The organism is Mesorhizobium sp. LNJC405B00, assembly GCF_000502615.1.
Taxonomy (GTDB): Bacteria; Pseudomonadota; Alphaproteobacteria; order Rhizobiales; family Rhizobiaceae; genus Mesorhizobium.
Map to the genome: position 1 here is coordinate 216,166 of NZ_AYWC01000011.1, position 24,117 is coordinate 240,282.

Annotated in this window: 27 protein-coding genes and 1 pseudogene; 11 read left to right on the plus strand and 17 right to left on the minus strand. The window is 62.6% G+C overall.

The genetic code is table 11. The features are described 5' to 3' along the window. Positions 1 to 20: 20 nt before the first annotated feature. The 3 genes from X756_RS145055 to X756_RS145045 are packed head-to-tail and all read right to left on the minus strand — an operon-like array spanning position 21 to position 1,882. Entirely contained in the window at positions 21 to 320 is a 300-nt protein-coding gene (locus X756_RS145055) for a GNAT family N-acetyltransferase (RefSeq protein WP_023730787.1), read from the minus strand. Next, positions 313 to 945 carry an alpha/beta hydrolase gene (locus tag X756_RS145050; protein WP_023730788.1) on the minus strand — a complete coding sequence of 211 codons (633 nt, stop codon included), beginning with the start codon at positions 943 to 945 and terminating at the stop codon, positions 313 to 315. Before X756_RS145050 ends, X756_RS145055 begins: the two co-directional genes overlap by 8 nt. A 4-nt stretch (positions 946 to 949) precedes the next feature. After that, positions 950 to 1,882, minus strand: coding sequence for a VOC family protein (locus X756_RS145045; protein WP_023724468.1), 933 nt, complete (start codon positions 1,880 to 1,882; stop codon positions 950 to 952). Between the two features lie 217 nt (positions 1,883 to 2,099). Between X756_RS145045 and X756_RS0135030 the strand changes: the two genes are divergently transcribed. Beyond that, complete coding sequence (locus X756_RS0135030; protein ID WP_031197104.1) at positions 2,100 to 3,638, plus strand: alkaline phosphatase family protein; 1,539 nt, start codon at positions 2,100 to 2,102, stop codon at positions 3,636 to 3,638. Between the two features lie 125 nt (positions 3,639 to 3,763). Here the strand turns inward: X756_RS0135030 and X756_RS145040 are convergent, their stop codons facing one another. Next, positions 3,764 to 5,068, minus strand: a complete 1,305-nt coding sequence (locus X756_RS145040) for a PRC-barrel domain-containing protein (RefSeq protein WP_023730789.1) — start codon at positions 5,066 to 5,068, stop codon at positions 3,764 to 3,766. A gap of 258 nt (positions 5,069 to 5,326) precedes the next feature. Here X756_RS145040 and X756_RS145035 point away from each other — a divergent pair, with 258 nt between their 5' ends. Beyond that, entirely contained in the window at positions 5,327 to 6,247 is a 921-nt protein-coding gene (locus tag X756_RS145035; protein WP_023696423.1) for a diacylglycerol kinase family protein, read from the plus strand. Between the two features lie 26 nt (positions 6,248 to 6,273). Here the strand turns inward: X756_RS145035 and X756_RS145030 are convergent, their stop codons facing one another. Continuing rightward, positions 6,274 to 6,501, minus strand: coding sequence for a hypothetical protein (locus tag X756_RS145030; protein WP_023706301.1), 228 nt, complete (start codon positions 6,499 to 6,501; stop codon positions 6,274 to 6,276). Positions 6,502 to 6,655: 154 nt separating this feature from the next. Between X756_RS145030 and X756_RS145025 the strand changes: the two genes are divergently transcribed. After that, positions 6,656 to 8,188, plus strand: coding sequence for an HWE histidine kinase domain-containing protein (locus X756_RS145025; RefSeq protein ID WP_023730790.1), 1,533 nt, complete (start codon positions 6,656 to 6,658; stop codon positions 8,186 to 8,188). 58 nt (positions 8,189 to 8,246) lie between these two features. On the opposite strand, the gene X756_RS145020 is transcribed toward X756_RS145025, so the two are convergent. The 3 genes from X756_RS145020 to X756_RS145010 all read right to left on the minus strand — a co-directional run bounded on the left by X756_RS145020 (position 8,247) and on the right by X756_RS145010 (position 9,922). Then, the gene (locus tag X756_RS145020) at positions 8,247 to 8,708 is read right to left on the minus strand and encodes a hypothetical protein (protein ID WP_023683962.1); all 462 of its coding nucleotides are present in this window, start codon (positions 8,706 to 8,708) and stop codon (positions 8,247 to 8,249) included. Positions 8,709 to 8,719: 11 nt separating this feature from the next. Continuing rightward, positions 8,720 to 9,046: a DUF883 family protein gene (locus X756_RS145015; protein ID WP_023670092.1), complete on the minus strand. Its 327-nt coding sequence runs from the start codon at positions 9,044 to 9,046 to the stop codon at positions 8,720 to 8,722. Between the two features lie 129 nt (positions 9,047 to 9,175). Beyond that, positions 9,176 to 9,922 carry a Crp/Fnr family transcriptional regulator gene (locus tag X756_RS145010; RefSeq protein WP_023730791.1) on the minus strand — a complete coding sequence of 249 codons (747 nt, stop codon included), beginning with the start codon at positions 9,920 to 9,922 and terminating at the stop codon, positions 9,176 to 9,178. 339 nt (positions 9,923 to 10,261) lie between these two features. Between X756_RS145010 and X756_RS145005 the strand changes: the two genes are divergently transcribed. Further along, on the plus strand, positions 10,262 to 10,579 hold the full coding sequence (locus X756_RS145005; RefSeq protein ID WP_050485906.1) for a response regulator: 318 nt from the start codon (positions 10,262 to 10,264) through the stop codon (positions 10,577 to 10,579). Between the two features lie 56 nt (positions 10,580 to 10,635). Here the strand turns inward: X756_RS145005 and X756_RS145000 are convergent, their stop codons facing one another. Together X756_RS145000 and X756_RS144995 are read right to left on the minus strand one after the other, a co-directional pair. Then, complete coding sequence (locus tag X756_RS145000) at positions 10,636 to 11,187, minus strand: sigma-70 family RNA polymerase sigma factor (protein WP_023670095.1); 552 nt, start codon at positions 11,185 to 11,187, stop codon at positions 10,636 to 10,638. Positions 11,188 to 11,190: 3 nt separating this feature from the next. Then, positions 11,191 to 11,394, minus strand: coding sequence for a NepR family anti-sigma factor (locus tag X756_RS144995; protein ID WP_023670096.1), 204 nt, complete (start codon positions 11,392 to 11,394; stop codon positions 11,191 to 11,193). Between the two features lie 212 nt (positions 11,395 to 11,606). On the opposite strand from X756_RS144995, the gene X756_RS144990 reads away from it, so the two are divergent. The 6 genes from X756_RS144990 (at position 11,607) to X756_RS144965 (ending at position 15,087) form a co-directional block, all read left to right on the plus strand. Then, the gene (locus X756_RS144990; protein WP_023670097.1) at positions 11,607 to 12,401 is read left to right on the plus strand and encodes a response regulator; all 795 of its coding nucleotides are present in this window, start codon (positions 11,607 to 11,609) and stop codon (positions 12,399 to 12,401) included. Positions 12,402 to 12,621: 220 nt separating this feature from the next. Further along, the gene (locus tag X756_RS1000000167875) at positions 12,622 to 12,789 is read left to right on the plus strand and encodes a DUF1328 domain-containing protein (RefSeq protein ID WP_023670098.1); all 168 of its coding nucleotides are present in this window, start codon (positions 12,622 to 12,624) and stop codon (positions 12,787 to 12,789) included. Positions 12,790 to 12,952: 163 nt separating this feature from the next. Continuing rightward, the gene (locus X756_RS144980) at positions 12,953 to 13,987 is read left to right on the plus strand and encodes a PAS domain-containing sensor histidine kinase (protein ID WP_023670099.1); all 1,035 of its coding nucleotides are present in this window, start codon (positions 12,953 to 12,955) and stop codon (positions 13,985 to 13,987) included. A gap of 129 nt (positions 13,988 to 14,116) precedes the next feature. Continuing rightward, positions 14,117 to 14,293, plus strand: a complete 177-nt coding sequence (locus X756_RS1000000169455; RefSeq protein ID WP_023683964.1) for a hypothetical protein — start codon at positions 14,117 to 14,119, stop codon at positions 14,291 to 14,293. A gap of 141 nt (positions 14,294 to 14,434) precedes the next feature. Next, entirely contained in the window at positions 14,435 to 14,761 is a 327-nt protein-coding gene (locus tag X756_RS144970) for a hypothetical protein (RefSeq protein WP_023670101.1), read from the plus strand. Positions 14,762 to 14,844: 83 nt separating this feature from the next. Then, entirely contained in the window at positions 14,845 to 15,087 is a 243-nt protein-coding gene (locus tag X756_RS144965; protein WP_023670102.1) for a YMGG-like glycine zipper-containing protein, read from the plus strand. 39 nt (positions 15,088 to 15,126) lie between these two features. On the opposite strand, the gene X756_RS144960 is transcribed toward X756_RS144965, so the two are convergent. From X756_RS144960 to xylF, 4 genes are all read right to left on the minus strand, one after another. Beyond that, positions 15,127 to 16,773, minus strand: a complete 1,647-nt coding sequence (locus X756_RS144960; RefSeq protein WP_023730792.1) for a CHASE domain-containing protein — start codon at positions 16,771 to 16,773, stop codon at positions 15,127 to 15,129. 156 nt (positions 16,774 to 16,929) lie between these two features. Continuing rightward, complete coding sequence (locus tag X756_RS144955; RefSeq protein ID WP_023683966.1) at positions 16,930 to 17,727, minus strand: ATP-binding cassette domain-containing protein; 798 nt, start codon at positions 17,725 to 17,727, stop codon at positions 16,930 to 16,932. A 12-nt stretch (positions 17,728 to 17,739) separates the two neighbouring features. Further along, positions 17,740 to 19,056: a sugar ABC transporter permease gene (locus X756_RS144950; RefSeq protein WP_023730793.1), complete on the minus strand. Its 1,317-nt coding sequence runs from the start codon at positions 19,054 to 19,056 to the stop codon at positions 17,740 to 17,742. Between the two features lie 144 nt (positions 19,057 to 19,200). Next, complete coding sequence (gene xylF / locus X756_RS144945; protein ID WP_023670106.1) at positions 19,201 to 20,241, minus strand: D-xylose ABC transporter substrate-binding protein; 1,041 nt, start codon at positions 20,239 to 20,241, stop codon at positions 19,201 to 19,203. A 255-nt stretch (positions 20,242 to 20,496) separates the two neighbouring features. Between xylF and X756_RS01000000165835 the strand changes: the two are divergent. Further along, a pseudogene (locus tag X756_RS01000000165835) lies at positions 20,497 to 21,806 on the plus strand (ROK family protein). A 30-nt stretch (positions 21,807 to 21,836) separates the two neighbouring features. On the opposite strand, the gene phoB reads toward X756_RS01000000165835, so the two are convergent. Genes phoB through pstB form a run of 3 tightly spaced genes read right to left on the minus strand, consistent with a single transcriptional unit; the run spans position 21,837 to position 24,113 of the window. Further along, on the minus strand, positions 21,837 to 22,526 hold the full coding sequence (gene phoB / locus X756_RS144940) for a phosphate regulon transcriptional regulator PhoB (RefSeq protein WP_023822590.1): 690 nt from the start codon (positions 22,524 to 22,526) through the stop codon (positions 21,837 to 21,839). 16 nt (positions 22,527 to 22,542) lie between these two features. Further along, positions 22,543 to 23,247, minus strand: coding sequence for a phosphate signaling complex protein PhoU (phoU, locus tag X756_RS144935; protein ID WP_023730794.1), 705 nt, complete (start codon positions 23,245 to 23,247; stop codon positions 22,543 to 22,545). Between the two features lie 41 nt (positions 23,248 to 23,288). Next, entirely contained in the window at positions 23,289 to 24,113 is an 825-nt protein-coding gene (gene pstB, locus X756_RS144930) for a phosphate ABC transporter ATP-binding protein PstB (protein WP_023670110.1), read from the minus strand. Positions 24,114 to 24,117 lie beyond the last annotated feature (4 nt).

The following is a 24,117-nucleotide window of genomic DNA, read 5'->3' on the forward strand; positions in this document are numbered from 1 at the left end:
AAGGGGGAAGGGAAAAAGGTCTATTGCTTCAGCACATCCGCCCATTCCGGATGGCGGCGGAACTGGGCGTTGGCGAAGGGGCAGAGCGGGATGATCTTCTTGCCCACTGCCCGCGCGTCCTCGACGGCGCGTGTGACAAGCCGAAGGCCGGCGCCCTGGCCGCGAAACACGTCCGGCACTTCGGTGTGATCGATGATGATCTGGTGCTCGCCGACCTTGGTGAAGGTCATTTCCGCCTCGGCGCCACCGGGCCTGCGCAGGACATAACGTCCCTTCGAGCCGCGGTCCTCGAGTTCGATCTCAGGCAATTCGTCAGGCATCGCTTGCTCCTTCAACCGGCGCATCGGCAAAAAGCCGCCTCGACGCTTCGATCTCGTTTGGCCGAATTTCGTGGCCGCCATCGTGCCACTCCACTGTGACATCGGCGCCATCGGCGCGCAAATAGGCCTCCAGCCGGGATGTCAGGTTGGGCGGGCAGATCGGGTCGCGCTTGCCGGCGGTGACCAGGATGCGGCGTCCGGCAAGGCTGCCCTGCACCTGCGGTTCGAACGGGATCAGCGGGTGCATCAGCACCGCCGCATCGAACAGCTCGGGCGCGGCGAACATTACGGACGCCAGGATGTTGGCGCCGTTGGAATAGCCGAGACCCAAGACCGAAGATGGCCTTGCCGCTGCCACCTGCGCCTTGATGAAACCGGCCATCTTGGCGGTCGCCCGCGCGAGGTCGTCCATGTCGTAGACGCCCTCGCCGGTGCGGCGGAAGAAACGCGCCGCACCATGCTCGGAAACATCGCCGCGCGGCGATACGATCGTCGCCTGTGGCGCGAGGTCGCGCCCGAGCGACAGCAGCTGGCTCTCGTCCGCGCCGGTGCCGTGAAAGACGAAGAGCAGCGGGCCGCCGGGCGAACCCGGCAGCGCCTTGTGGATGTAAGCTTCCTTGCTCATCGTCTCAGCCTTCCAGCTTCTGCAGATGCTCTTCAAGATAGGGCCGCAGATGCTGGTGCTGCGTCGGCAGTTTCAGGGCTTCGCCGAGATGGGCGGTGTCCTCGTCGCGGTCGAAGCCCGGCTCATTGGTGGCGACTTCGAACAGCACGCCGCCCGGCGTTCGGAAGTAGATCGCCCAGAAATAGTCGCGGTCGATCACCGGCGTCACGCCATAACCCGTATCGATCAGCGCCTTGCGCACTTCGAGCTGCTGGGCGCGGTTCTCCACCGCGAAGGCGACATGGTGGACCGAGCCGGCGCCGAGATTGGCAAAGCCCGCGGTAGGCAGCGATTCGATATCGACGACATCAGCGCCGTTGCCGTTCTTGATGGCGAGCCGGCTGACACTGCCGGACTTGTCCACTTGCTCATAGCCCATGAACTTCAACAGCTCTTCCGTGGCGCCACCATCCTTCAATCTGAGCGAGACCGAGTGGAAGCCGCGTATCGCCTCATCAGCGGGAATGCCGCCTTTCAACCATGGCGCGCGGCTGTCCGCCTTGTCTTCGACCAGCGCGAAACCGTCGCCGTCGGGACCGGCGAAGGCCAGCCGCTTCTCGCCGAACGTCTCTTCGCGGGAGACACCCGCAACGCCTTCATCGGCGAAGCGCTTTTCCCAATAGCCGAGCGTGCCGGCCGGCACCGAATAGGCCGTGGTACCGACTTCCCCGACGCCATGGCGGCCCCTGGCAATGTCCGGGAACGGAAAATAGGTCATCACCGAGCCGGGCGTACCGTGCTCGTCACCATAATAGAGGTGATAGACATCTGGCGCGTCGAAGTTGACGGTCTTCTTGACCCGGCGCAGGCCGAGCTTGTGCGTGAAGAAATTATTGTTCTGGCGCGCATCGCCGGCCATCGACGTCACGTGATGCAGGCCCTTGATCTGGTCGAGCATTGTCTTGCTCCTTCCCTTCGGTTTGCGGCTCTTGCCGCTGTCCACGCCTATATGAGGGGCCGCCTGGCAATGGCAAAGGCGGCAAACTCAGAATGGACTGTATCCCAATAGTGAACAGCAGGAAATTTTCGTTCACCATTTAAGCAAGACTGACAGGCTTGCGCTGCCGCCAAATTCCGGTTCATTGAACGTCTTCCCGACGTGACAGGATAGAGCATTGGCCGCGAAAAGCAGACGCCCGAACATCCTATTGATCTCCTGCGACCAATGGCGGGGCGATTGCCTGTCGGCTGCCGGCCATGCCGTGGTGAAGACGCCGAATGCCGATGCGCTCGCCGCCGAAGGCGTCCTTTTCATGCGGCATTACGGCGGCGCGGCGCCCTGCTCGCCGGCCCGCGCGTGCCTCTACACCGGCCTCTACCAGATGAACAATCGCGTCTGCCGCAACGGCACGCCGCTCGACGCCCGCCACGGCAACATGGCGCTTTCGGCCCGCGCCCTCGGCTATGATCCGACTTTGTTCGGCTACACCGACGTCTCGCCCGATCCGCGCACGATGGCGCCGGGCGATCCCCGGCTGAAAAGCTATGAGGGCGTGCTGCCCGGCTTCAGCGTTCGCCAGTTCCTGCCTGAGCATCAGAAACCATGGCTGTCATGGCTGAAGGCACGTGGCGTCGACACCAGCGCGGGCTCTCCCGGCATTCACCGCCCCGTAGGCGGGGAAGCGGGCGACGCCGTGACCAGCGCGCCGCCTGTCTATTCCAGGGACGAGACGCCGACCGCTTTTCTTGCCGGCGAATTCATTCGCTGGCTGGACGAACAGGATTCGCCATGGTTCGCGCATGTCTCCTTCATCAGCCCGCATCCGCCCTTTGTCGTACCGCGGCCCTACAACACGCTGTATGATCCGGCGGACGGACCGCCCTTCCGCCATGTCGAGACTTGGCAGGCCGAGGCGCAAAGGCATCCCTATCTGGCTTACGACCTTGGTCGCCAGAAGCGGAGAAGCTTCCGCCCCGGCACCGACGGCCACGTGCGCGACTGGGGCGACGACAACATCCGGGCCATCCGCGCGATCTATTACGGCATGATCTCGGAGGTCGACGCGCAGCTTGGCCGCATCTGGCAAGCGATCAAGACGGCGAATGCATGGGATGACACCATCATCGTGCTGACTTCGGACCACGCCGAGATGATGGGCGACCATTTCATGCTGGGCAAAGGCGGCTTCTTCGACGGCAGCTATCACATCCCATTGATCGTGCGCGACCCGCGTCACGGCAATGCAGCCGGCTCGACCGTCAACCACTTCACCGAGGCCGTCGACATCTTCCCGACCTTGCTCGATCTGCTGGACGCCGACGCCCAGCTGCATCTCGACGGCCGCTCGCTAAAACCGTTCCTGCAAGATGAACCGCCTAAGGATTGGCGCGACGCGGCGCATTGGGAGTTCGACTTCCGCTCGATTGCCAGCGGTGAGGCCGAACGGCATTTCGGCATCGGCTCGCGCCAGTGCAACCTCGCCGTCATCCGTACGGAAAAATTCAAATACGTGCATTTCGGCGGCGGCCTGCCGCCGCTGCTCTTCGACATGCAGAAGGATCCGGGCGAACTGGCCAACGTTGCCGCCGACCCGGCCTATCTCAGCGTGCGGCTTGAATTTGCCGAGCGACTGCTTGCCTGGCGCGCCGAGCATCTTGACCAGTCGTTGGCGCTTGCAGAGCTGACGGACGAAGGGGTGGTGGATATGTGGTAGGCAGTAGGCAGTAGGCAGTAGGCAGTAGGCAGTAGGCAGTAGGCAGTAGGCAGTAGAATGTTCTGGCGGCCTGATTGCCTCGTCACTCGGTTTCGCCTACTGCCCAATCCCTACTGCCTATTCCCTTACTGTACCATCATCCGCTGCTGGTCGCGCTTCTCGGCATAGCTGCCCTTGTCATACGCAGCCTGCGCCTGCAGCTGCTCCTTGGTGAAGTTGGTGTAGAGATATTTGTTGCCGTCCTTGTCGGTCATGAATTTGAGCTTGTCCATGCCGACCGCGACCTCCTTGGCGCCGATGCCTAGAAAGCCGCCGACATCGATGATGACGGCATCCGGCTTGCTGTCGGGCGTGAGCACGACGTCGCCGATCTCGCCGACCTTGGCGTCGTTGGCGCCATAGACGGTGGTGCCCTTCAGGTCGTCGCCTCTGATGTTGCCGACCGGCATTTCGGTCAGTGTCGACTTGTCGATCGCTGCCGTTTGCGTCGGATCGGTGGCTTTTGTACCGGCCGTAGCTTCCGCGGTCTTGTCCGCTGGCTGAGCATTGTCAGCCGGTGCAACGGCCGTCGGGGCAGCGGGAGCAGTCGGCTGCGTTGCGTCGGAGGTTGTCGTCACCGGCGCCGGATCATAGGGCTTGCGGTCGAAATCAGGCTGCGCCTGCAGTTCCTCCTTGGTCGTCTGCGCCACCAGCCAGCGATCGCCGTTCTTTTCGGCCCACCGTGCCTTGGCGAAATCATAGGTGACGTTCTTTTCACCCATGCCGAGGAAGCCGCCGACGCCGATCACCAGCGACTGCGCCTTGCCATCCTTGGTCAGCACGATGTCGTTGACGTCGCCGATATTCTGGGCATCGTCGCCAGTGCCATTGTAGACATTCTCGCCGATGATGTTGGTTGCGAGATTGCCGTCAGCGCGTTTCACCGCCGGTTCTGACGGCGCGGCGTTGAGATCAACCGGCTTCTGCGGGTCGTTCTGCGCCGTGGAAGCAGGCGCCGAGGCCGGATCGTAGGGCTTACGGTCGAAGTCGGGCAGCGCCGTCAGCGCTTCTTTCGTCGTCTCGGCGACGAGCCAGCGGTCACCATTCCTCTCGACCCATTGCAACTTGCCGTAGTCGAAGGCGACGTTCTTGCTGCCTATGCCGAGGAAGCCGCCAACGCCGATAATGGCGGATTTCGCCTGGCCGTTTTCATCGAGGACGACGTCGCTGACGTCACCGATCTTCTGCGCATCGTCGCCAGTGCCATTGTACACGGACTCGCCGATGATATTGGTCATCAGCGCGCCGTCGGCCTGTTGCGGCGCCGGCGCGATGGTAGCAGGGGCTTCAGCCGGCGCTGGGGTCGTCGCCGGGGCCGTCGTTGACTGCGCAAACGCACCGGTAGCGATCAGCGTTGCGAGTGCAGTCGTCGCGAACAGTGTGCGGATCATGATTAAGTCTCCTCTTGCGTGATCTCATGCGCGCCGCAATCGGCAAACCACTTGCCGGGAGACCGAAGGCGGCGCCTCCAATGGGATCACAACGTTGTGACAAGGCGCTTGTTCCGAAAAAACGGGAGCATCGAAATACCCTGGGCAAGTCCGCGGAATCGCCCGACATTCCCGCCCGGCCGATGGAACCTTTGCCAAGCTTGCCCGTTTCAGCCTGCGGCTGGCATTCCGGCCGCTAAAAAGAATACGGAGTGGGGCATGCGATTTGCAGCGGTGCTGAACCGGGACGGCGGCACCTTGCGGACCACCGATCTTTCCGCGCTAACCGACCGCATGCGCCAGACGCTCGAGGCGGCTGGTCACTCCATCGATATCGACATCGTCGCCGGCAAAGAGATTGTCGCGGCGCTCGACAAGGTCGCCGCGCGGCGCGACATCGACGTCGTGCTGGCCGGTGGCGGCGACGGCACCATTTCGGCCGCCGCGGGGCGGCTGATGAATGGCAAGAAGGCGCTGGCCGTCCTGCCTGCAGGAACAATGAACCTGTTCGCCCGCGGCCTTGGAATTCCGCAGACCATCGATGGCGCGCTGAAGTCCTTTGCCGACGGCGAGATCATGGCGGTCGATATCGCGAGCGCGAATGGCCGGCCGTTCGTGCATCAGTTCTCGATCGGCCTGCACGCCAGGATGGTGAAGCTGCGCGACAATATGGAATTCGCCTCGCGCTTGGGAAAGATTCGCGCTTCGGCCAAGGCCGCTTGGACGACGATCAACAATCCTCCCGCCATGAAGGTGACGTTGACGGTCGGCGAAGCCGAGATCGTGACCCGCATCAGCGGCATCGGCATTTCCAACAATCTGTTTGGCGAAGGCCATCTGCCTTATGCCGACAATCCTGCCGGCGGCGTGCTCGGCATCTATGTCACCGTGGCGCGGCAGCGTGGCGAGTTGGTCAGGGCGCTCTTCGACATGGCTCGAGGCAGGTGGCGCGACAGCGATCATGTCGAAACCCATCAGGCCGACAAGGCAATCGTGAAAATCCATACAGGGAGCAAGAAATTCGGCGCCGTCATCGACGGCGAACTGGTCAAGCTGGAGCGTGAAACGACAATCCAGATCCACCCTGGCGCACTGAACGTCCTGGTTCCGGCGCAAGCCGCCCAGGCAAAGGCCGCCTGATGCGATTACGAATGACGAGGAAAACCCTAGCCGCCCGACTGCCCCTCGCCGGCTGGCGCGCTCTGGTTGGCCGGCGCGGTCTGGCCGGTGGGCTGCCCCTGGCTTTCAGGGCTATCTGGATCGATCTTTTGGCCATAAATCTCGGCCGCTCCCCAAGCAATGAAAGCCAGGAGCAACGCGGCGACCAATATGCGCAGGCCGTGCCAACCCCAGCGCCCCTGACGGGCTTTGTTTTCAGGGGCGATCTTGGTCATTGGCGGCGTTCCTATCGTGCAGCCGGGATGGTGGATAAACCCATCGCCGGCGAAACATGGTGGGGTAACGATTGCTTGCTACAAAAGTTCCGGCGCGCGACGGCCGCGCAAGGTGCGCGCCACCGCGGGTGGGGCCTGCAAGCGAGGGGGCTTGGTGGATAGCAAGGTGACGAAGCAGGCTGGTTTGCCGGTTGAGGTCCGCCGCGCCGTGGCGGCGCCGGAGCGGCTTGCCGTACTGCACGGGCTTGACGCGATCGACACCGACTCCGATCCCGACTTCGATCGCATCACCGGCCTTGCCGCCGCCGTGATGCAGGCGCCGATCGCGCTCGTCACGCTGCTCGACACCGAACGACAGTGGTTCAAATCCTGTGTCGGCTTCAACGAGACCGAAACCGCGACCGACATATCGTTCTGCGCCCATACCATTGCCGCCGGCGACGAGCCGATGGTGGTGCCGGATGCCAGCATCGACCCTCGCTTCTCCCGCAACCCGCTGGTCACCGGCGAACACCATGTCCGCTTTTATGTCGGCGCGCCGATGGTGGTCGCCGGCGCGCGCGTCGGCACGGTGTGCGTACTCGACCGGGAGCCGCATGAATTTCCGTCCGCTGCCGCGCTCGATCATTTGAAATCGCTTGCCAGCCTCGCCGCCAGCCTGTTTACCCTCAAGGACGCCACCCGCAGCGGCGCCATTGCCACGGCTGCTTTGGCGCAGGAGGAAAAGCGCCGAGCCATAGCGCTCGACGCCGCCTCGCTCGCCAGTTGGGCCTGGGATATCCGCACCGACATGATCGAATGCGACGTGCGTTTGTCGGAGCTGTTCAACCTGCCGCGTTCGAACCGGCTGCGGGCGCGCGACATTCTGGCCGCCATCGACCCGCGCGACGTCTACCAGACCGAGACGCGCTTTCGCGATGCCCTGACCGGCAGCGACGACTATTTCGGCGAATACCGGGTCAAAGGCTTCGATCCGCCGCGCTGGATAGTCACCCGCGGCCGCGTCATCGAGCGCGACGGCGAAGGCAAGCCGACGCTGATCTTTGGCGTCAACTACGACATCTCGGAACGCAAGCTCGGCGAGGACCGGCAAAGGCTGCTGCTGCGCGAGCTCAACCATCGGGTCAAGAACACGCTGGCGACGGTGCAGGCGCTGGCCACACAGACCGTTCGCCACGCTCGCCGCCCAAGCGAATTCCTGGAAGCCTTCGGCGCCAGGCTGCAGGCGCTGGGCGCTGCCCATAACCTGCTGTCGGATCGCGAATGGCGCGGCATCGGTATTCGCGAACTGATGCAGATCGAGGTGAAGCCGTTCGATTCGGCAGAACGGCCGCGCATCGTGATCTCCGGTCCGGAGCTGCTGCTTTCGCCCGACCAGGCGGTGGGGCTCGGCCTGATCATGCACGAACTGGCCAGCAACGCGCTGCAATACGGATCGCTGTCGGTTGGCTCGGGGAAGGTCGATGTCGACTGGAAGGCGGCGGGCAAGAAAGGCGCGCGCCGCCTTGTGCTGACCTGGATCGAAAGCGGCGGGCCGAAAGTCGACCCGCCGGAACGCCAGGGCTTCGGCTCTATCCTGATCCGCCGCAGCCTCGCCAAGGTTTTGTCGAGCGAAGTGACCCACGAATTCCGCAGCGAAGGCGTGTTCGCCGAAATATCGATGCCGCTTGAAGATCTGCCGGCTTAAAGCAATTTCAGAAGTGCGAAGCGGTTTTCCCGGGAACAGCGTATCAGCGCGACGCGCTTTAGTCGGCTTCGCTGTCTGGATCGCCCGGATCCGGTTTGACGTTCTCGCGGTAGATGGCATAGGCCGCGAGCGCGATCATCGGGCCGAGAATGACGCCCTTCCCGCCTTTCCCCTTGAGCAAGGCCGGCAGCACGGCAAGCGCCGCGGTGATACCGAGCGCCTTCAGGTCGGCATTGCGCCTTCGCGCACGTCGGCGTGCACGCGTTCCAGCCGCAAGTTGATGAATGAGCACGATAAGCCCGGCCAGTACCAGGAAACCAGCGGCGAAGCCAAGACAGGCGGCCATCGAGCCATAACGGTCAGCCGCCCAGATGTAGGCCGCCCCCAGGAGAAACCCGAGGCCGCACAGGGCAGCCACGGCGGCGAGCCCGTAGACGATTGCCGCCGTGCGCGCGCGGCGCATGGCGGCAATGGCTTCACCCGAGGCCAAGGCCGAGATAAGCGGTGCCAGCATGCCCATCTCTGTCGAAACTAGCGCCGGGCAAGAAGCGCAAACAGGAAGCCGACGCCGGCCGCGATCGCCAGTGAAGTGACCGGCTTCTCGCGCACATTGGCCGTGATCTGGGCCTCAAGATCCTTGGCGTTGCCACGCAGGCTGTCGAAGACGGCTTCACCCTGGGCGCGCAACTGGTCGACGCCTTCGGCAGCAGCGCGCCGCGCCGTGCCGTAACCATGTTCGCCGGTCTTGGCCAATTGCTTGGTCAACTTTTCGATATCCGCCTTCAACTGCCGAATGTCGGCTTCCAGGTCGGCGTTCGTCTGACTTTCGTTGGCGGTTTTTCCTGCGGCAGTTGCCATTCTAAACTCCTTGCGTTTGCCTGGCTTCAAACGCCCGACACACGTCATGGTTCCGAAATCGGAGACCGTATCCATGAAAGGGTGTTTGCAAGTGCGAGTCCAGCCCCAGATGGAGGCCTGCCTGTCAGATCAGCGGCCGACTAGGCCCTCCCAGCGCGCGAGATCCTTCAGCCCCTCCCCGTCGATCACTTCGCAACCGCCGTCGCGCCAGGCGATCAGCTTGCGATCGATGAGCTTGCGGATCGTCTTGTTGGTGTGGACCAGCGACAGGCCGAGCGTATCGGCGACATGCTGCTGGGTAATCGGGATTTGCACCGGCGCCTTGCCGTTGAGCCCGACTGCCGCCGCGCGGCTGGCGATGAAGGCAATGAGATAGGCGGTGCGCTCGACCGCCGTACGCCGGCCGACGCTGAGCAGGTTCTCGTCCAGCATGCGCTCCTCGCGCGACGCCAGCCAGGTAATGTCGTAGGCAACGCCCGGATGGTTGCGGTAGAGCTCGTGCAGGTTTTCACGCTCGAAGACGCACAACAGCATGGGCGACAGCGCCTCGACCGAGTGCTGCATTTCGCCCATCAGGCTGCCCTGCAGCCCGATAAGATCGCCGGGCATGGAGTAGTTCAGGATCTGGCGCCTGCCGTCCGACAATAGTTTGTAGCGGAAGGCCCAGCCCGAAAGCACGGTGTAGAGATGAGCACTTTGGCTGCCTTCGACCAGCACTGTGGCGCCCTTGTCGACGGCCAGTTCGCCCTTCTTGAACATGCTGACATAGGCAAGCTCCTGCTTCTCGAATTCCCGGAACACCGGCAATGGCCGAAGCGGGCAGATCTCGCATGGGTACTGACGGCTGGAAAACGAACGACCATTCTGGCCAGACATTTCGATCCCTCTTTCGAACGTCTCTTGCCAGAGACTGAGTGCTACGCCTTTGCAAGGCCGCGGTTCCGCTGCCGATGGCATGTCTTTTTTAAATGACAGGATGGCAAATAGCGATCATGACTCGCTACACTCCACTGAGGCGAATTCGAAGCTCGCTTGTGGAGTAGAGCCGGTGGGCGAACTTTTCGGATTAAGGCCTGACCGATCCCCCAAGGTCCGCGATGCGGTTGACTGGAGTCACTGTACCCGATGCTGCAAGAATTGAGGAGAGATTGCCAAGTGCCGCCATTGCTTGAGGGATTGCGAATTCTTGTCTTGGAGGATGAATTCCTGATCGCCATGGATGTCGAGCAGCTTTGCCGCGACCATGGCGCGAACGACGTAGTGATTGCCCGCGCTCTGGCCGAGATCGATGAGCAGAAGGTCGTTGGCGAGTTCGACGCCGCTATCGTGGACCTCATGCTGGGCGGAACGTCCACACTCGATTTTGCCGCGCGGTTGCGCCAATCGGGCCTGCCGTTTGTCTTTGCCTCCGGCTATTCGGACCCCGATGAGATCAAAGGGTCTTTTCCCGGCATCCGCCTGGTCACCAAGCCCTATTCGGGGACCGATCTCGTCGAGGCTCTGGCGGCGGCCTGCGGCCGCGCGCCAGTCTGAGATATCTTCGATGCGTATGTGTAGAGAGCCCAGGCCCGCAAACGGGCCCTCCGCCGTCAGGCAGCGTTTGAACCCGTCACCTGGGACGAGATCGCGTCCGGCCCGTATTCGTCTTCGCCGGAGATTTTGAGGATCTCCTGCAACCGCGTGCGGGCCCGGCTGACCCGGCTCTTGATCGTTCCGACCGCACAGCCGCAGATTTCGGCGGCCTCTTCATAGGAAAAGCCTGAAGCGCCGATGAGGATGATGGCTTCGCGCTGGTCCTCGGGGAGTTGCTCGAGCGCGCCGCGAAAATCCTTGAGGTCAAGCTGGCCGTGCTGAGCCGGATGAACGGCAAGCCTGGCCGTCATGATGCCGTCGCTGTCCTGCACCTCGCGGCCGCGCTTGCGCATCTGGGAATAGAACTCGTTGCGCAGGATGGTGAACAGCCATGCCTTGAGATTGGTGCCGGGCTGAAAGCTCTCATGCTTGTCCCAGGCCTTGACCAGCGTCTCCTGCACCAGATCGTCGGCCTTGTCGGCATTCTGCGTCAGCGACACGGCAAAGGCCCGCAGGCTCGGGATCGAGCCGAGCAGGTCGGTCTTGAACCCTTGTGAGACAGCTGCCATGCCTCAGTCCTTCTTCTGTGCGGGTTCGGCCTTTTCCAGTTGGCTGAGCAACTGGGCAAAGCGATCCGGCACATTGTCCGAGACCAGCTCGTCATAATACTGTTTGAGTTTACGGCCAATTTCCGAATTCGCCCCGAGCGGGTCGCCGGAATTGGCCCGGCGCCTGTCAGCGGCGCCAGCCAGCGTTTCTTTATTCATGTCCTTCATTTCGCCCTTAAATCCAGCGCCCCGAGCCGCCCCAATACACAACGCAAAGCGGCCCCCTCGTCTGGTTGCCCATCGCACCACAAACGTCGCCCGTGCAGTTTCGTTCCACAAGTGTCGGAACTTTTTCGCAAAACCCGCGTTTGGGTGTTGGGGCTTGCAATCAGCTTGACCTGCAATCTATGCAATCACGTCATCTGAGGGAGACGTCTACCATGAGCCTTTCCGCAACCATCGCTCCGCACCTGCCGTTCCTGCGCCGCTTTTCACGCGCCGTATCCGGATCGCAGGAGAGTGGCGATGCGCTGGTAGCCGCGATGCTCGAAGCCATCATCGCCGACGTCGACATCTTCCCGCAAGCGTCAAGCGACCGCATCGCGCTCTACAAGGTATTCGCCAAACTGTTCACCTCCATTGCCATCCGCGTTCCGCAGGAGCAGGCGCAATCGGCATGGGAGCAGCGCGCCGCCGCCAATCTGAACGCCATTGCGCCACGGCCACGCCAGGCTTTCCTGCTGGTCGCGGTCGAAGGCTTCGGTGAAGACGAGGCAGCTGAAATTCTCGATGTCGACGCCAAGGAATTCTCCGAACTGCTTGCCCAGGCGAGCAACGAGATCTCTCGCCAGGTGGCGACCGATGTGCTGATCATCGAGGACGAGCCGCTGATCGCCATGGACATCGAGGAAATGGTCGAGAGCCTCGGCCACCACGTGGTCGGAACCGCGCGCACCCATACCGAGGCGGTGGCGATGTTCGGCAAGACAAGGCCGAAGATGGTGCTGGCCGACATTCAGCTTGCCGATGGCAGCTCGGGTATCGATGCGGTCAACGAAATCCTGTCGTCGACTTCGGTGCCGGTAATCTTCATCACCGCCTTCCCCGAACGTCTGCTGACCGGCGAGCGGCCTGAACCGGCCTTCCTCGTCACCAAGCCGTTCAATCCCGACATGGTCAAGGCGCTGATCAGCCAAGCGCTGTTCTTCGACCGGCAGGCCAAGGCCGCCGCGTGAAGTAGGGCCTTCAATCTCCAACTTTTCGCCGCCTCGCAGCGTTGGCGGCACTGGCGATCGCCTAACCCGGCGATCGGCGGCTGCCCGTCGCGCCGTATGGCGCTCACGCGCGCGAATCAATTCGCGTCCGGGCCCCTTCCAAAGACCTTCTTTTTCGGCAAATGGTGGAACAAACAGCAATCACTCACGTTCTTGATCCAGTATCGGAAGGAGACAGATCATGCTCTACTGGGCGCTCGTATTTCTCGTCGTGGCGATCATCGCCGGCGCGCTTGGTTTCGGCGGCATCGCCGGTACCTCGGCCGGTATCGCGCAAATATTGTTCTTCATCTTTCTCGCCTTCCTCGTCATCTCGCTTCTGGCCGGCCTGTTCAGACGGGCATCGTAGGAGCGGGCGAAGAACACTGGAAGCCGCACCCCTCAAACGGTTTCCAGCCACCGCCGGGCGATGTCCTCCAACGGGACATCGTCCGGCGGACCTTTTCTGGGGACCTACTCAGGAACTGAGTCCAAGTGAATCGTTCGGTCCCGATCAGGTGGACAGGTGATTGATGCGTTCCATTGGCGGAGGCGAGAGCGGACAGGGCGACGAGGTGATCGCACTGCACCCGGCTGAAAGCGGAATGCAGCTTGGCCGGGCCTTGCTTCACGCTCTGCACAATGCCGGCATTTCCGTCCTCTATCAGGATCGTGAATTGAAGACTGTATGGGCCCGCAACATGCGTGCGCCGTGGGTTTCCGACACAGCCGACAGCAACGGCGCGTTGCCACCGGCGCAAGCTGAGCAAATCGCCGCCGCCAAAAGCAATGTGATCGCTTCCGGCAATCCGGAACGCCTTGAACTGAGTGTTCCCACCGGTGATGGCATGCGCTGGTTCCAGGTATGGGTCGATGCCGATCGGGGCCATCGCGGCGACGTGCAGGGCGTCGTCACCACGATGGTGGAAACCACCGAGCAGAAACGCCGCGAACAGACGCTGAAGACGCTGTTGCGCGAAGTCAGCCACCGCTCCAAGAACCTGTTGGCCATCATCCAGAGTATTGCCACCCAGACCGGCCGCTATTCCGAGACACCCGATGATTTCCTGAAGCGCTTTCGCGGCCGCCTGCAGTCACTGGCTTCCTCCCAGGATCTGGTAACGTCGTCGAACTGGCGGGGTGCAGCACTTCGCGAGCTTATCCGCGGCCAGGTCGTTCGCTACGGCGCCGATCCCGCGCAAAGCCTGCGCTTCAATGGCGTCAACCCCTACCTCAATCCCAACGCGGCCATTCATATTGGACTGGCAATGCACGAACTAGCCGTCAATTCATTCAGCTACGGCGCCCTGGCGCGGCCGGACGGCTTTGTCGAGGTAACCGCCGATCTGTCGAACGTCGCAGAGGCCGCAGACAAGCCGGCTTTGTCGCTGACCTGGGTCGAGGCCATTGTCGCCAATGATAACAGGCGCACCGAGAAACGCTTCGGCAGCGTTGCCCTCGAACGTGTCGTGCCGGCATCGCTGAACGGCACGGCGACGCTGGAGATCACCAGTGACCGCCTCGAATATCGCCTCGTCGTTCCGCACGGCAATTTCGAAACCGAATGAGCGGCGGGATTCCTTAACCGGCTGTTCACCATAAAATCCGATGCTGTGGTTCCCAGAGATTGCTGGATCTTGACCGATTCAACCGATGTTTCGGCCGCAGCCTGCAACGCGAGTATGGGAGGAATGATCATGACGGTTGCCGATATGAACAGGCTGGAGCAGGCCGCCCGGGTGTCGATGAGCGGCTTTCAGGATCCTGACGCTTCAGCCTCGCCTTTGCAGCACGCCTGGCATCCCTTGCTTCGCGTCGCCGCTGTCGCGCTCGTCGCCGCTGTTGTGCTGATCGTGGCGTCGCAATTGGTCTGAGCCAGATGCTCAGGTTCACGCTGCTCCCAAGCAGCCTGGCTCAGAAACTGTCCAGCTCGTAGCCGACCAATTATTAACGCCCTTTCGGCACAGGAACTTTGACGGCTGTGGACCGTTCTTATGGCGAGAGGACGTGTCGCCGTGGAACACATCGCCGCTTTGCTTTTGGTAATTGGCTGTTCGAACAACATGACCGAATGCCGTGAACTGCCGGTGCCGGTCAGTGTTTTCGAAACCGCCGAAGCATGCACGGCAGAACGTCCATTCGCTGCCGGCGACGTGCAGGGTCAGGCCGAGCACGTCGTTGCCAAATGTCTTACGGTCGACCCCGCGCTGGAAGATGATTACGACCAGATCGTCTGGAACGTGCGCCCGGACGGCACCCTCGACGCGTCTTTGCAGATTTCCAGTGTCGTGGTCGCGTCGAACGCCACGCGCCGCGAAAAAGACTCTCTTAGCCAACAATAAGATCGAGCGGGCAAAGGCTGCTGTTTTGTGCTAAATAGCGGCTGGAGCTTACTAAAGTGAGGACAAAAGTGAGGAGAGATTCTATGCGGAAATTGATTATTGCCATGGTTGCGGTGGTCGCCGTCAGCGGCTGCAGCACGACCGAGCAGGATGTCGGTGTCGGCGCCGGTGTCGGTGCTTTGGCCGGCGGACTGATCGGCGGCGGCAAGGGTGCGCTGATCGGCGCAGCCGTTGGCGCCGGTTCCGGCCTGCTGGTGCGCAACCTGCGCAACGGCTATTGCCAGTATCGCGACAATCGCGGCCGGCTCTACACCGCTCGCTGCTGATTCGCTTCAAAAGCGTCAGACAATCGCGACGGAGACCGGTCAGCCGGTCTCCGTTTGTTTGCCTGCATGAGGCGGCGGGATCCTGATTTCCACCGTAAGTCCATCGACGCGAAAATCTCGGGCAATCGTGCCGCGCAATTCCTGCGTGACATTGAGGTCGATCAGCTTGGTGCCGAAGCCGGTCTTCGCCGGCGCTTCGAGTTCCTTCTGCCCGGCCTCGCGCCAGTTCAGAACCAGCATCCGCTCGGACCCGCGCCCCTCGAACGACCAGTCGACCTTCAGCGCACCCACGGAATTGCCGGCCTCGCCATATTTCAGCGCATTCGTCGCCAGCTCGTGAAAGGTCAGGCCAAGCGCCTGCGTCGTCCTCTCGTCGAGAAGCACCTGAGGCCCTGACAATATCCCTTCCGGAAGCTCCTTGCCGAACACCTGGCCGAGCTCGATGCGCAGCAGGTCGCCAAGATCGGCCTTCTGCCAGCGCGAACGCGTCAGCATATCCTGGGAAGCCGCCATTGCCTGGAGGCGGGCCGAGAAGGAAGTTGAGAACTCCTTCACGTCGGTTGCTTGCGCTGCCGTCTGGCGCGCAATCGCCAGCACCCGCGTGATCGAATTCTTGATCCGATGCTTCATCTCCTGCAGCATCAAATCCTTTTCGAGCAGGCTTTTTTCCGTCGTTTCATGCAGCAGCGACTTGGCGTCGTAGGCGCGCTCCTGGTAGCGGGCCACCAACGCGATGGCGCCGGCCAGAAGCAGGCCGAACAGCCCGAGCATGACCGGAATGGCGCGCGAGGACGGTTGCGAAAATGCACTTGTCGGCCGAAACAGCACCGTCCACGGCCGACCGGCGACGATGATCTTGCGCGTCACCAACAGCCTGTCGCCAAAGCTCGCGGCCGGCGGCGTTTCGGACTGGAACAGAAGATTGTCGGCGTCCGCCGTGCCGTCATAGACTGCGGTGTTGACCGGCAGCAAAGGCGTGCGGCTGAGCGCGGTCTGGAACAGGTCGCGGGCGCGGAAGGCCGCGTAGAGAAGGCCTGATGTCGATGATCTGGACGCATTGATACCATCCGGCGCGGTTTCTACATTGAGCCTGACGAAGACCAGGAAGCCGGTAAAGGTCTGCGCCGCGCCAGTATCCTGGCCGAGCTGGACCAGACCGCTTGCGTGCTGTGCGTCATCGGCCAGCGCTTTTTCGATCGCCTCGCGCCGCACCGGCTCGGTGAACATGTCGTAGCCGATGGTGGATTCGTTGGCAGGGTCGAGCGGCTCGAACAGCACGACGGGCGTGCGCCATGGCTGTGTCGTGTCCGGATAGACCGTGTGGGCGGCGCCGCGGTCGCGCAACATGTCGCGCTCGACCGCCGCTTCGTCACCGGTCTTGGCCAGCCTGAGATAGCCGATGCCGCGCAGGCCGGCGAAATTGTTATCGACATCGAGGGCGCTGAAGAAGGCCTTGAATTCGCTACCTGAAATCTCGCCATTGCGGGCGTCGAACAGCGCCTGCGTCGAGCGCAGCAGTGACAGATGCAGATCGATACGGCTTTCGATGCGGTTGAGCGCGTCGTCGGCCGTCGCCTCGAACTTGATGCGCGCCGCTTCCTGGGTCGCGAAATAGGCGAAGCCCGCCATCGTCAGGCTGATCAGTGCAACGGCAATGAAGGCAAGGATCGGGAAAAACTTCTTCAACGCAGGCCCATGGACGGTTCGCGACCTTTATGGGCAAGTCGCCGCGGCAAGACAATGGCGCGGCCAAGCCATAATGACAGCTGGCATATCGCGCATATTTAGCCGGCTTATCGATCTCGAGCATCAGTGAACATGACAGCTGACGATAGCGTGGTCTCAGGCCGCGATCTTCAGCGCACCCGGACCGGGAATGGCGCCGGGCGGGCACTTTCCCAGGATGATCATGCCGAGCACTTCGTCCTGCGTCACATCGGTGGTGAGCGCGGTGCCGACGACCTGGCCGTTCTTCATTACGCAGACTCGGTCGGCAAGCTCGAACACGTCGTGAATGTCGTGGCTGATCAGGAAAATGCCGATGCCGTCGGCCTTGAGCTGCTTTACCAGTTCGCCGACCTGCGCCGTCTCCTGCGGCCCAAGCGCGGCCGTCGGTTCGTCCATGATCAGGATGCGGGCGTTGAACAGGATGGCGCGTGCGATCGCCACCGACTGGCGCTGGCCGCCCGATAGCTTGATCACGGGCTCCTTGAAGCGCTGGAAGCGCGGATTGAGCCGGCCCATCACCTTGCGCGCCTCGGCCTCCATGGCGACATCGTCGAGTGTCCCCCACGCGGTCATCAGTTCGCGGCCGAGGAAGAGGTTGGCGGCAGCGTCGACATTGTCGGCCAGCGCAAGCGTCTGGTAGATCGTTTCGATGCCGTATTTCTTGGCGTCGCGCGGATTGGAGATCGAGGCCTCCTGGCCGTTGACCAAGATCTGGCCGGCATCGCGCTTGTAGGCGCCCGACAGGATCTTGATCAGCGTCGACTTACCGGCGCCGTTGTGGCCAAGCAGCGCCACCACTTCGCCCGGGAAAAGATCGATGGACGCATCGTCGACGGCGCGAATGCCACCGAACGCGATCGAGATGTTGCGCATGTCGATCAGTGGCGTACCGGTGGGAGCAGTTTTTTCCATAATCGTTCCTCCCTAGACGCGCTTGCGGTAGACGGTGTCGAGCCAGACGGCGATGACCAGGACAGCGCCAACGACAATGCTCTGCAGCGGCGAGTCGATGCCGAGCAGCACCATGCCGGATTGCAGCGACTGCATCAGAAGCGCGCCGAGCATGGCGCCCATCACCGTTCCGGCGCCGCCCGCGAGCGACGTGCCGCCGATGACAGCGGCCGCGATCACCAAAAGCTCGTCCAGCGTGCCCAGCGCATTGGTCGACGCATTGAGACGGGCCGACGAGATCGCCGCGCTGATTGTAGCCAGCACACCCATGATCATGAACACCTTCATGGTCACCCAGCGCGTGTTGATGCCGGCGAGTTCCGCTGCCTCCGGATTGCCGCCGATGGCGAAGACATAGCGGCCGAAACGCGTGCGCTTGGTGATGAACGTCATGATGATGCCGACAGTCACTGCCATCAGCACCGGTATGGCGATGCCATGCGCGATGAACAGCCCGCCTTCGGGAACGGTGATGCCGTTCTGCTGTGCGTACTGGCGCACGATGCCGATCGGCCATGGATAGGAATTGGCGATCCACACGGCGCCGAGGATGGCCGCGCAAGCGACCACGCCAAGCAGGGTCTCGGCCCAGACGGGGCGCAGTGGAAAGCTGAAGCGCTTGCGCTGCGAGCGACCGTTGAGCAGCGCGAAGGCGACCGCCGCGCAGGCGACGATGCCGACGATCCAGCTGGCAGCGGCGCCAATCGAGCCGCGTGGTCCGCCGCCCATCAGCTGGAAGGTGGCGTCGAGTGGCGCGACCGTGCGCCCGCTAGTGATGAGCCATGCCATGCCACGCCAGACCAGCAGGCCACCAAGCGTCACGATGAAGGCCGGAACCTGCATATAGGCGATGATGAAGCCCTGGAACGCGCCGATCAGCAGACCAAGCACCACGCCGGCGGCAAGCGCGACGACCCAGAGCCAGGGGTTTCCAAGCTGGAGGCCGATGATGCGAATCAGGAATTCGGCCTGTGCCACGCCCATGATCATGCCGATCACGCCTTCGACGGAGCCCACCGAAAGGTCGATGTTGCGCATGACGATGACCAGTACCATGCCGGTCGCCATGATCGCGACCGAGGACGTCTGCACCGACAGGTTCCAAAGATTGCGCGGCGTCAGGAAAAGCCCACCCGACAGGATATGTATGCCGACCCAGATGACCAGCAGCGCGCCGACCATGCCGAGCATGCGCGTGTCGAGCTCGGTCGCTTTCAGGAACCGGGCGGCCGCGCCGAGTTCAGACGCTCGTGCCGTATCGGCCTGCGGATTTGAGGTCGTGTCGGTCATGATGTCCTCCAGCGGCTTGCCGTCTGGCGCGGATGCCGGACCACAGCCTAGAAGTTTGCCGCCGATGGCGGAAACACACAATTCTCGTAGAGAAAACGCCGCGGCTTGACAGCCGCGGCGCCTCATTTCTTCAAGTCGTCGAGATCAGTTGCAAGCCGCGACGCTGCCGGCGGCGACGCCCGTGCAGACTTCGTCCTTCTTGATCCAGCCGGCGTCGATGACGACGTTGAGGTTGTCCTTGGTGATCGCGACGGGGGTCAGGAACAGCGACTTGACGGTGTTGCCGCCAGGCGTGGTGAAGTCCTTGGCGCCGGCAATGTCGCCGGTCTTCTTGCCATCGGCAAGCTGCGAGGCGATCTCGGCGGCGTTCTTGCCGAGTTCGCGCGCGTCCTTCCACACCGACACCGTCTGCGTGCCGAGCGCGATGCGGTTCAGAGCGGCATGGTCGCCGTCCTGGCCCGAGACCGGAACCGTTCCGGCAAGGCCCTGCGCCGTCAGCGCGGCGACAACGCCGCCGGCTGTGCCGTCATTGGCCGCAACCACGGCATCGACCTTGTTGTCGTTGGCGGTCAGGAACTGTTCCATGTTCTTCTGGGCATTGGCCGGCAGCCAGCCATCGGTATAGGCCTCGCCGACATTCTTGATCTTGCCCGAGTCGATGGCTTCCTTGAGCACTTCCATCGAGCCCGAGAACAGGAAATCGGCATTCGGATCCGAGCCAGAGCCCTTGATGAAGACATAGTTGCCCTCGGGCTTCGCCTTGAACACTTCGCGGGCCTGCATGCGGCCGACTTCCTTGTTGTCGAAGGTCAGGTAGAAGACGTCCTTGTTCTCGATCAGGCGGTCATAGCCGACGACCGGAATGCCTTCGTCCAGCGCCTTCTGCACCGCCGGGCCGATGGCCGAGGCGTCCTGCGCCAGGATGATCAGCGAGTTGGCGCCCTGCGAGATCAGGCTTTCGACGTCGGTCAGCTGCTTGCCGGGATTGGACTGCGCGTCGGCGGAAATGTACTTGTCGCCGGCAGCCTCGATCGCCGTTTTCATCGCCGCCTCGTCGGTCTTCCAGCGCTCTTCCTGGAAGTTCGACCACGACACGCCGATGACCTTGTCCTTCGCCTGCGCGACCGAGACCAGCGCCAGCGACATGGCGACGCCCGCCAGCATGGCGGCTGCAAATCTGTTCATTATAACCCTCCCTGCGCCGCGCACGGCGCGACAAAACCGGCCCGAAGGCCTGCACACAGAGGCTCCATTTTTTCGAGCCTCGAAAAAACACTGGTTCAATGATAAAGCGCTGTCAACATGGTTTCTGATGGCCTTGCCGAATTTTTTCGAGCTCCGCAATAAACAATGACAGGGCTGCCGGCGTCTGCCAATATTTGGCTGGTGCCGTCGAACGCCTTCACTATCATGAGGCGCGAGGAGGCCGGGAGGAAACAAATGTCGGTTGGAATCCGCCACGACGATCTGCGCCGTCGCAACCGCGCGATGGTGATTTCGGCCGTGCGCCGGGCCGGCCAGCCGTCGCGGACCGAGATTGCGGCGACCACCGGCCTCAGCCATTCGACCATATCGGCAATCTCGTCTGATCTGATTCAAGAAGGCATCCTGATTGAAGGCAAGCCTGGCGAGACCGGCTCGCTGAAACGCGGCCGGCCGCAGGTCGGCCTTGGCCTCAATCCGGAAGCGGCGGCGGTGATGACCGTGGTGCTGTCGCTGAACTTCCTCTCCGTCACCGTCATCGACTATGCCGGCCAGGTGGTCGCGGAAGAACAGCGCCGGCTCGACACGCTGACCATGCCGCGCGACGAACTGATCGGCGAATGCGTAGCAATCGTCCGGCGGCGGCTTGAGGATCCCGACCTCGATGTCCAGAGCATCGCCCGCATTGCCATGGGCATCCAGGGCATCACCGATTCGCAGGCGCGCGCCATGCTGTGGTCGCCAATCACGCCACTGACCGACATTGCCTTCGCCGACATGTTGGAAGCGGAATTCGGCATTCCGGCCACCATGGAGAACGACTGCAATATGATGGCGGTGGCCCTGCAATGGCGCCAGCCCGAGCGCTACCGCGACAATTTTATCGCGATCCTCTTGTCGCACGGCATCGGCATGGGGCTGGTGCTGAAAGGCGAACTGTTCACCGGCACCCATTCCTCGGGCGGCGAGTTCGGCCACATGATCCACCGTCCGGGCGGCGCGCTCTGCCGCTGCGGGCGGCGCGGCTGCGTGGAAGCCTATGCCGGAAACTACGCCATCTGGCGCAGCGCCAAAATGATGGGCGAGGATGCCGAGCCGGTCGATATCGNGCCTATGCCGGAAACTACGCCATCTGGCGCAGCGCCAAAATGATGGGCGAGGATGCCGAGCCGGTCGATATCGGCGACGCTGATATGCGGGCGCTGGCCGCTCGTGCGCGAGAGACGGACGGACCGGAGCGCGAAGCCTATCGCAGGGCCGGTGAGGCGCTCGGCTTCGGCCTCGGCAGCCTGTTTGCGCTGATCGACCCGGCCCCCGTCGCCATGGTCGGCGTCAGCGCCGCCGCGTTCGACCTGATCGAACCGGCATTGCGCGAAGCGATCGCCCAGACCGCCGGCGGCCAGCACTCGAAATCGATCTCCTTCGACACCGAGCCCAACGAGCTGCCGCTGATCCGCGAAGGCTGTGCCATGCGCGCGCTCGGCTTCGTCGATCAGGAGATTTTCGCGCCGGGCATTCAGGCCAAATCCGGCAAGCATGTCGCCTGAATGGCCGGCAACGGCGCGACGCGCAGCATCCTAGTCTTCCCTGATCGCGTAGCCGGCGCCGCGAATGGTACGGATGACATCCGGCATGCGGCCGTTGTTGACCGCTTTGCGTAAGCGCCCGACATGGACGTCGACGGTTCGCTCGTCGATATAGATCGTCTCGCCCCAGACATTGTCGAGCAGTTGGCTGCGCGAGAACACGCGGCCGGGATGGCGCATCATGAATTCGAGCAGCCGGAACTCGGTCGGTCCGAGCCTGATCTCGCTCTTCTTGCGGTAGACACGGTGCGACTCGCGGTCGAGCACGATGTCGCCGACCTTGAGCACGCTGGACAGCACTTCCGGCTTGGCCCGGCGCAGCAGCGCCTTCACGCGCGCCATGAACTCCGGCGTCGAGAATGGCTTGACCAGATAGTCGTCGGCACCGGTGGACAGGCCGCGCACGCGATCGCTTTCCTCACCGCGCGCGGTCAGCATGATGATCGGCAGCCGCTCGGTTTCGGGCCGCACTCTAAGCCGCCGGCAGAGCTCGATGCCGGAAACAGCGGGCACCATCCAGTCGAGCACCAGGAGATCGGGCACGTTTTCCTGCAGGCGGATCTCGGCCTCGTCGCCGCGTGTCACCACCTCGACCTGATAGCCTTCGGATTCGAGGTTGTAGCGGAGGAGCACGCCTAGCGGCTCCTCGTCCTCCACGACCATGATGCGTGGCGCGATCATAGGCAGTTCACCCTCATCAGGCCGGCGTGGCCATCGCCGTCTCGTCCTGCTTCGGACGATTGGCGGGCAATTGCTGGCCGGTCAGCACATAATACGCATTTTCGGCGATGTTGGTGACATGATCGCCGATGCGCTCAAGATTCTTGGCGCAGAACAAGAGATGCGTGCAGGCGGTGATGTTGCGAGGGTCTTCCATCATGTAGGTCAAGAGCTCACGAAACACGGACGTGTATTTGACGTCGATGCGCTCGTCGTCATTCCTGAGTTTTGCAAGAGCTGCCGCATCGGTGGCGGCATATTCCTCGACGACGCCTTGCACCTGGATCAGCACCAGTTGCGCCATGGCATCGATGGAGTGCGAGAGGTCGCGCGGCGTGACGCTGAGGCCCACGGTGCCGACGCGTTTGGCGATATTCTTGGCGAGATCGCCGATGCGCTCGAGGTCGCCGGCCATGCGGATCGAGCCGACCACGGCGCGCAGATCGTTGGCCATCGGCTGGCGCTTGGCGATCAGCGTGATGGCGCGGTCGTCCAGTTCGCGCTGGCGCGCATCCATGATGGCGTCGTCGGACACGACACGCTGTGCCAGCGCATTGTCCGAATTGAGCAGCGCCTTGGTCGAGCCGCTGACCATCGAGCCGGCCAGATCGCCCATGTCGCGGATCAGCTTACTGATCTGCCCGAGCTCTTCATCGAAGGAGGCGACGGTATGTTCACCCATGATCTTGGTCCTCGTGCCTGAAAATTCACCCGCCGGACGGCTCAGCCGAAGCGGCCGGTAATGTAGTCCTGGGTGCGCTTGTCGTCGGGGTTGGTGAACATCTTGTCGGTGGCGCCCTCCTCGACGAGATAGCCGAGATGGAACATCGCCGTGCGTTGCGAGACGCGCGCCGCCTGCTGCATCGAATGGGTGACGATGACGATCGTGTAGTTCTGGCGCAGCTCGTCTATCAGCTCCTCGACACGGGCGGTGGCGATCGGATCGAGCGCCGAGCAGGGCTCGTCCATCAAGATCACTTCCGGCGACACGGCGATGGCGCGCGCGATGCACAGGCGCTGCTGCTGGCCGCCGGACAGGCCGGTGCCGGGCTCCTGCAGGCGGTCCTTGACCTCGTTCCAGATCGCCGCCTTCTTCAGGCTCTGCTCGACGATCTGGTCCATGTCGGACTTGCGCTTGGCCAGCCCATGGATGCGCGGGCCGTAGGCGACGTTCTCGTAGATGGACTTCGGGAACGGGTTGGGTTTCTGGAACACCATGCCGACGCGGGCGCGCAGTTCGACGACATCGATGTTCTTGTCGTAGATGTCGTCTTCATCGAGCGTGATCTTGCCGGTCACCCGCGCCGAATCGATGGTGTCGTTCATGCGGTTGAGGCAGCGCAGGAAGGTCGACTTGCCGCAGCCGGACGGGCCGATCAGCGCCGTCACCTGGTTCTGGCGGACGTCGAGATTGACGTCGAACAACGCCTGCTTCTCGCCATAGAACACGCCGACCTTGTCGCCGCGCATCTTGATGACTTCGTTCGACTTGGCGTTCATTTTGTCGCCCACTGCATTCTCAAGGGACTGTTCGGTCATGATGTTCATACCA

What these genes read in the sequence shown, in the direction of transcription:
- X756_RS145055 (WP_023730787.1), bottom strand. Translation starts at nt 320, where the DNA reads ATGCCTGACGAATTGCCTGAGATCGAACTCGAGGACCGCGGCTCGAAG.
- X756_RS145050 (WP_023730788.1), bottom strand. Translation starts at nt 945, where the DNA reads ATGAGCAAGGAAGCTTACATCCACAAGGCGCTGCCGGGTTCGCCCGGC.
- X756_RS145045 (WP_023724468.1), bottom strand. Translation starts at nt 1,882, where the DNA reads ATGCTCGACCAGATCAAGGGCCTGCATCACGTGACGTCGATGGCCGGC.
- X756_RS145040 (WP_023730789.1), bottom strand. Translation starts at nt 5,068, where the DNA reads ATGATCCGCACACTGTTCGCGACGACTGCACTCGCAACGCTGATCGCT.
- X756_RS145035 (WP_023696423.1), top strand. Translation starts at nt 5,327, where the DNA reads ATGCGATTTGCAGCGGTGCTGAACCGGGACGGCGGCACCTTGCGGACC.
- X756_RS145030 (WP_023706301.1), bottom strand. Translation starts at nt 6,501, where the DNA reads ATGACCAAGATCGCCCCTGAAAACAAAGCCCGTCAGGGGCGCTGGGGT.
- X756_RS145020 (WP_023683962.1), bottom strand. Translation starts at nt 8,708, where the DNA reads ATGGGCATGCTGGCACCGCTTATCTCGGCCTTGGCCTCGGGTGAAGCC.
- X756_RS145015 (WP_023670092.1), bottom strand. Translation starts at nt 9,046, where the DNA reads ATGGCAACTGCCGCAGGAAAAACCGCCAACGAAAGTCAGACGAACGCC.
- X756_RS145010 (WP_023730791.1), bottom strand. Translation starts at nt 9,922, where the DNA reads ATGTCTGGCCAGAATGGTCGTTCGTTTTCCAGCCGTCAGTACCCATGC.
- X756_RS145005 (WP_050485906.1), top strand. Translation starts at nt 10,262, where the DNA reads ATGGATGTCGAGCAGCTTTGCCGCGACCATGGCGCGAACGACGTAGTG.
- X756_RS145000 (WP_023670095.1), bottom strand. Translation starts at nt 11,187, where the DNA reads ATGGCAGCTGTCTCACAAGGGTTCAAGACCGACCTGCTCGGCTCGATC.
- X756_RS144995 (WP_023670096.1), bottom strand. Translation starts at nt 11,394, where the DNA reads ATGAAGGACATGAATAAAGAAACGCTGGCTGGCGCCGCTGACAGGCGC.
- X756_RS144990 (WP_023670097.1), top strand. Translation starts at nt 11,607, where the DNA reads ATGAGCCTTTCCGCAACCATCGCTCCGCACCTGCCGTTCCTGCGCCGC.
- X756_RS1000000167875 (WP_023670098.1), top strand. Translation starts at nt 12,622, where the DNA reads ATGCTCTACTGGGCGCTCGTATTTCTCGTCGTGGCGATCATCGCCGGC.
- X756_RS144980 (WP_023670099.1), top strand. Translation starts at nt 12,953, where the DNA reads ATGCGTTCCATTGGCGGAGGCGAGAGCGGACAGGGCGACGAGGTGATC.
- X756_RS1000000169455 (WP_023683964.1), top strand. Translation starts at nt 14,117, where the DNA reads ATGACGGTTGCCGATATGAACAGGCTGGAGCAGGCCGCCCGGGTGTCG.
- X756_RS144965 (WP_023670102.1), top strand. Translation starts at nt 14,845, where the DNA reads ATGCGGAAATTGATTATTGCCATGGTTGCGGTGGTCGCCGTCAGCGGC.
- X756_RS144955 (WP_023683966.1), bottom strand. Translation starts at nt 17,727, where the DNA reads ATGGAAAAAACTGCTCCCACCGGTACGCCACTGATCGACATGCGCAAC.
- X756_RS144950 (WP_023730793.1), bottom strand. Translation starts at nt 19,056, where the DNA reads ATGACCGACACGACCTCAAATCCGCAGGCCGATACGGCACGAGCGTCT.
- xylF (WP_023670106.1), bottom strand. Translation starts at nt 20,241, where the DNA reads ATGAACAGATTTGCAGCCGCCATGCTGGCGGGCGTCGCCATGTCGCTG.
- phoB (WP_023822590.1), bottom strand. Translation starts at nt 22,526, where the DNA reads ATGATCGCGCCACGCATCATGGTCGTGGAGGACGAGGAGCCGCTAGGC.
- phoU (WP_023730794.1), bottom strand. Translation starts at nt 23,247, where the DNA reads ATGGGTGAACATACCGTCGCCTCCTTCGATGAAGAGCTCGGGCAGATC.
- pstB (WP_023670110.1), bottom strand. Translation starts at nt 24,113, where the DNA reads ATGAACATCATGACCGAACAGTCCCTTGAGAATGCAGTGGGCGACAAA.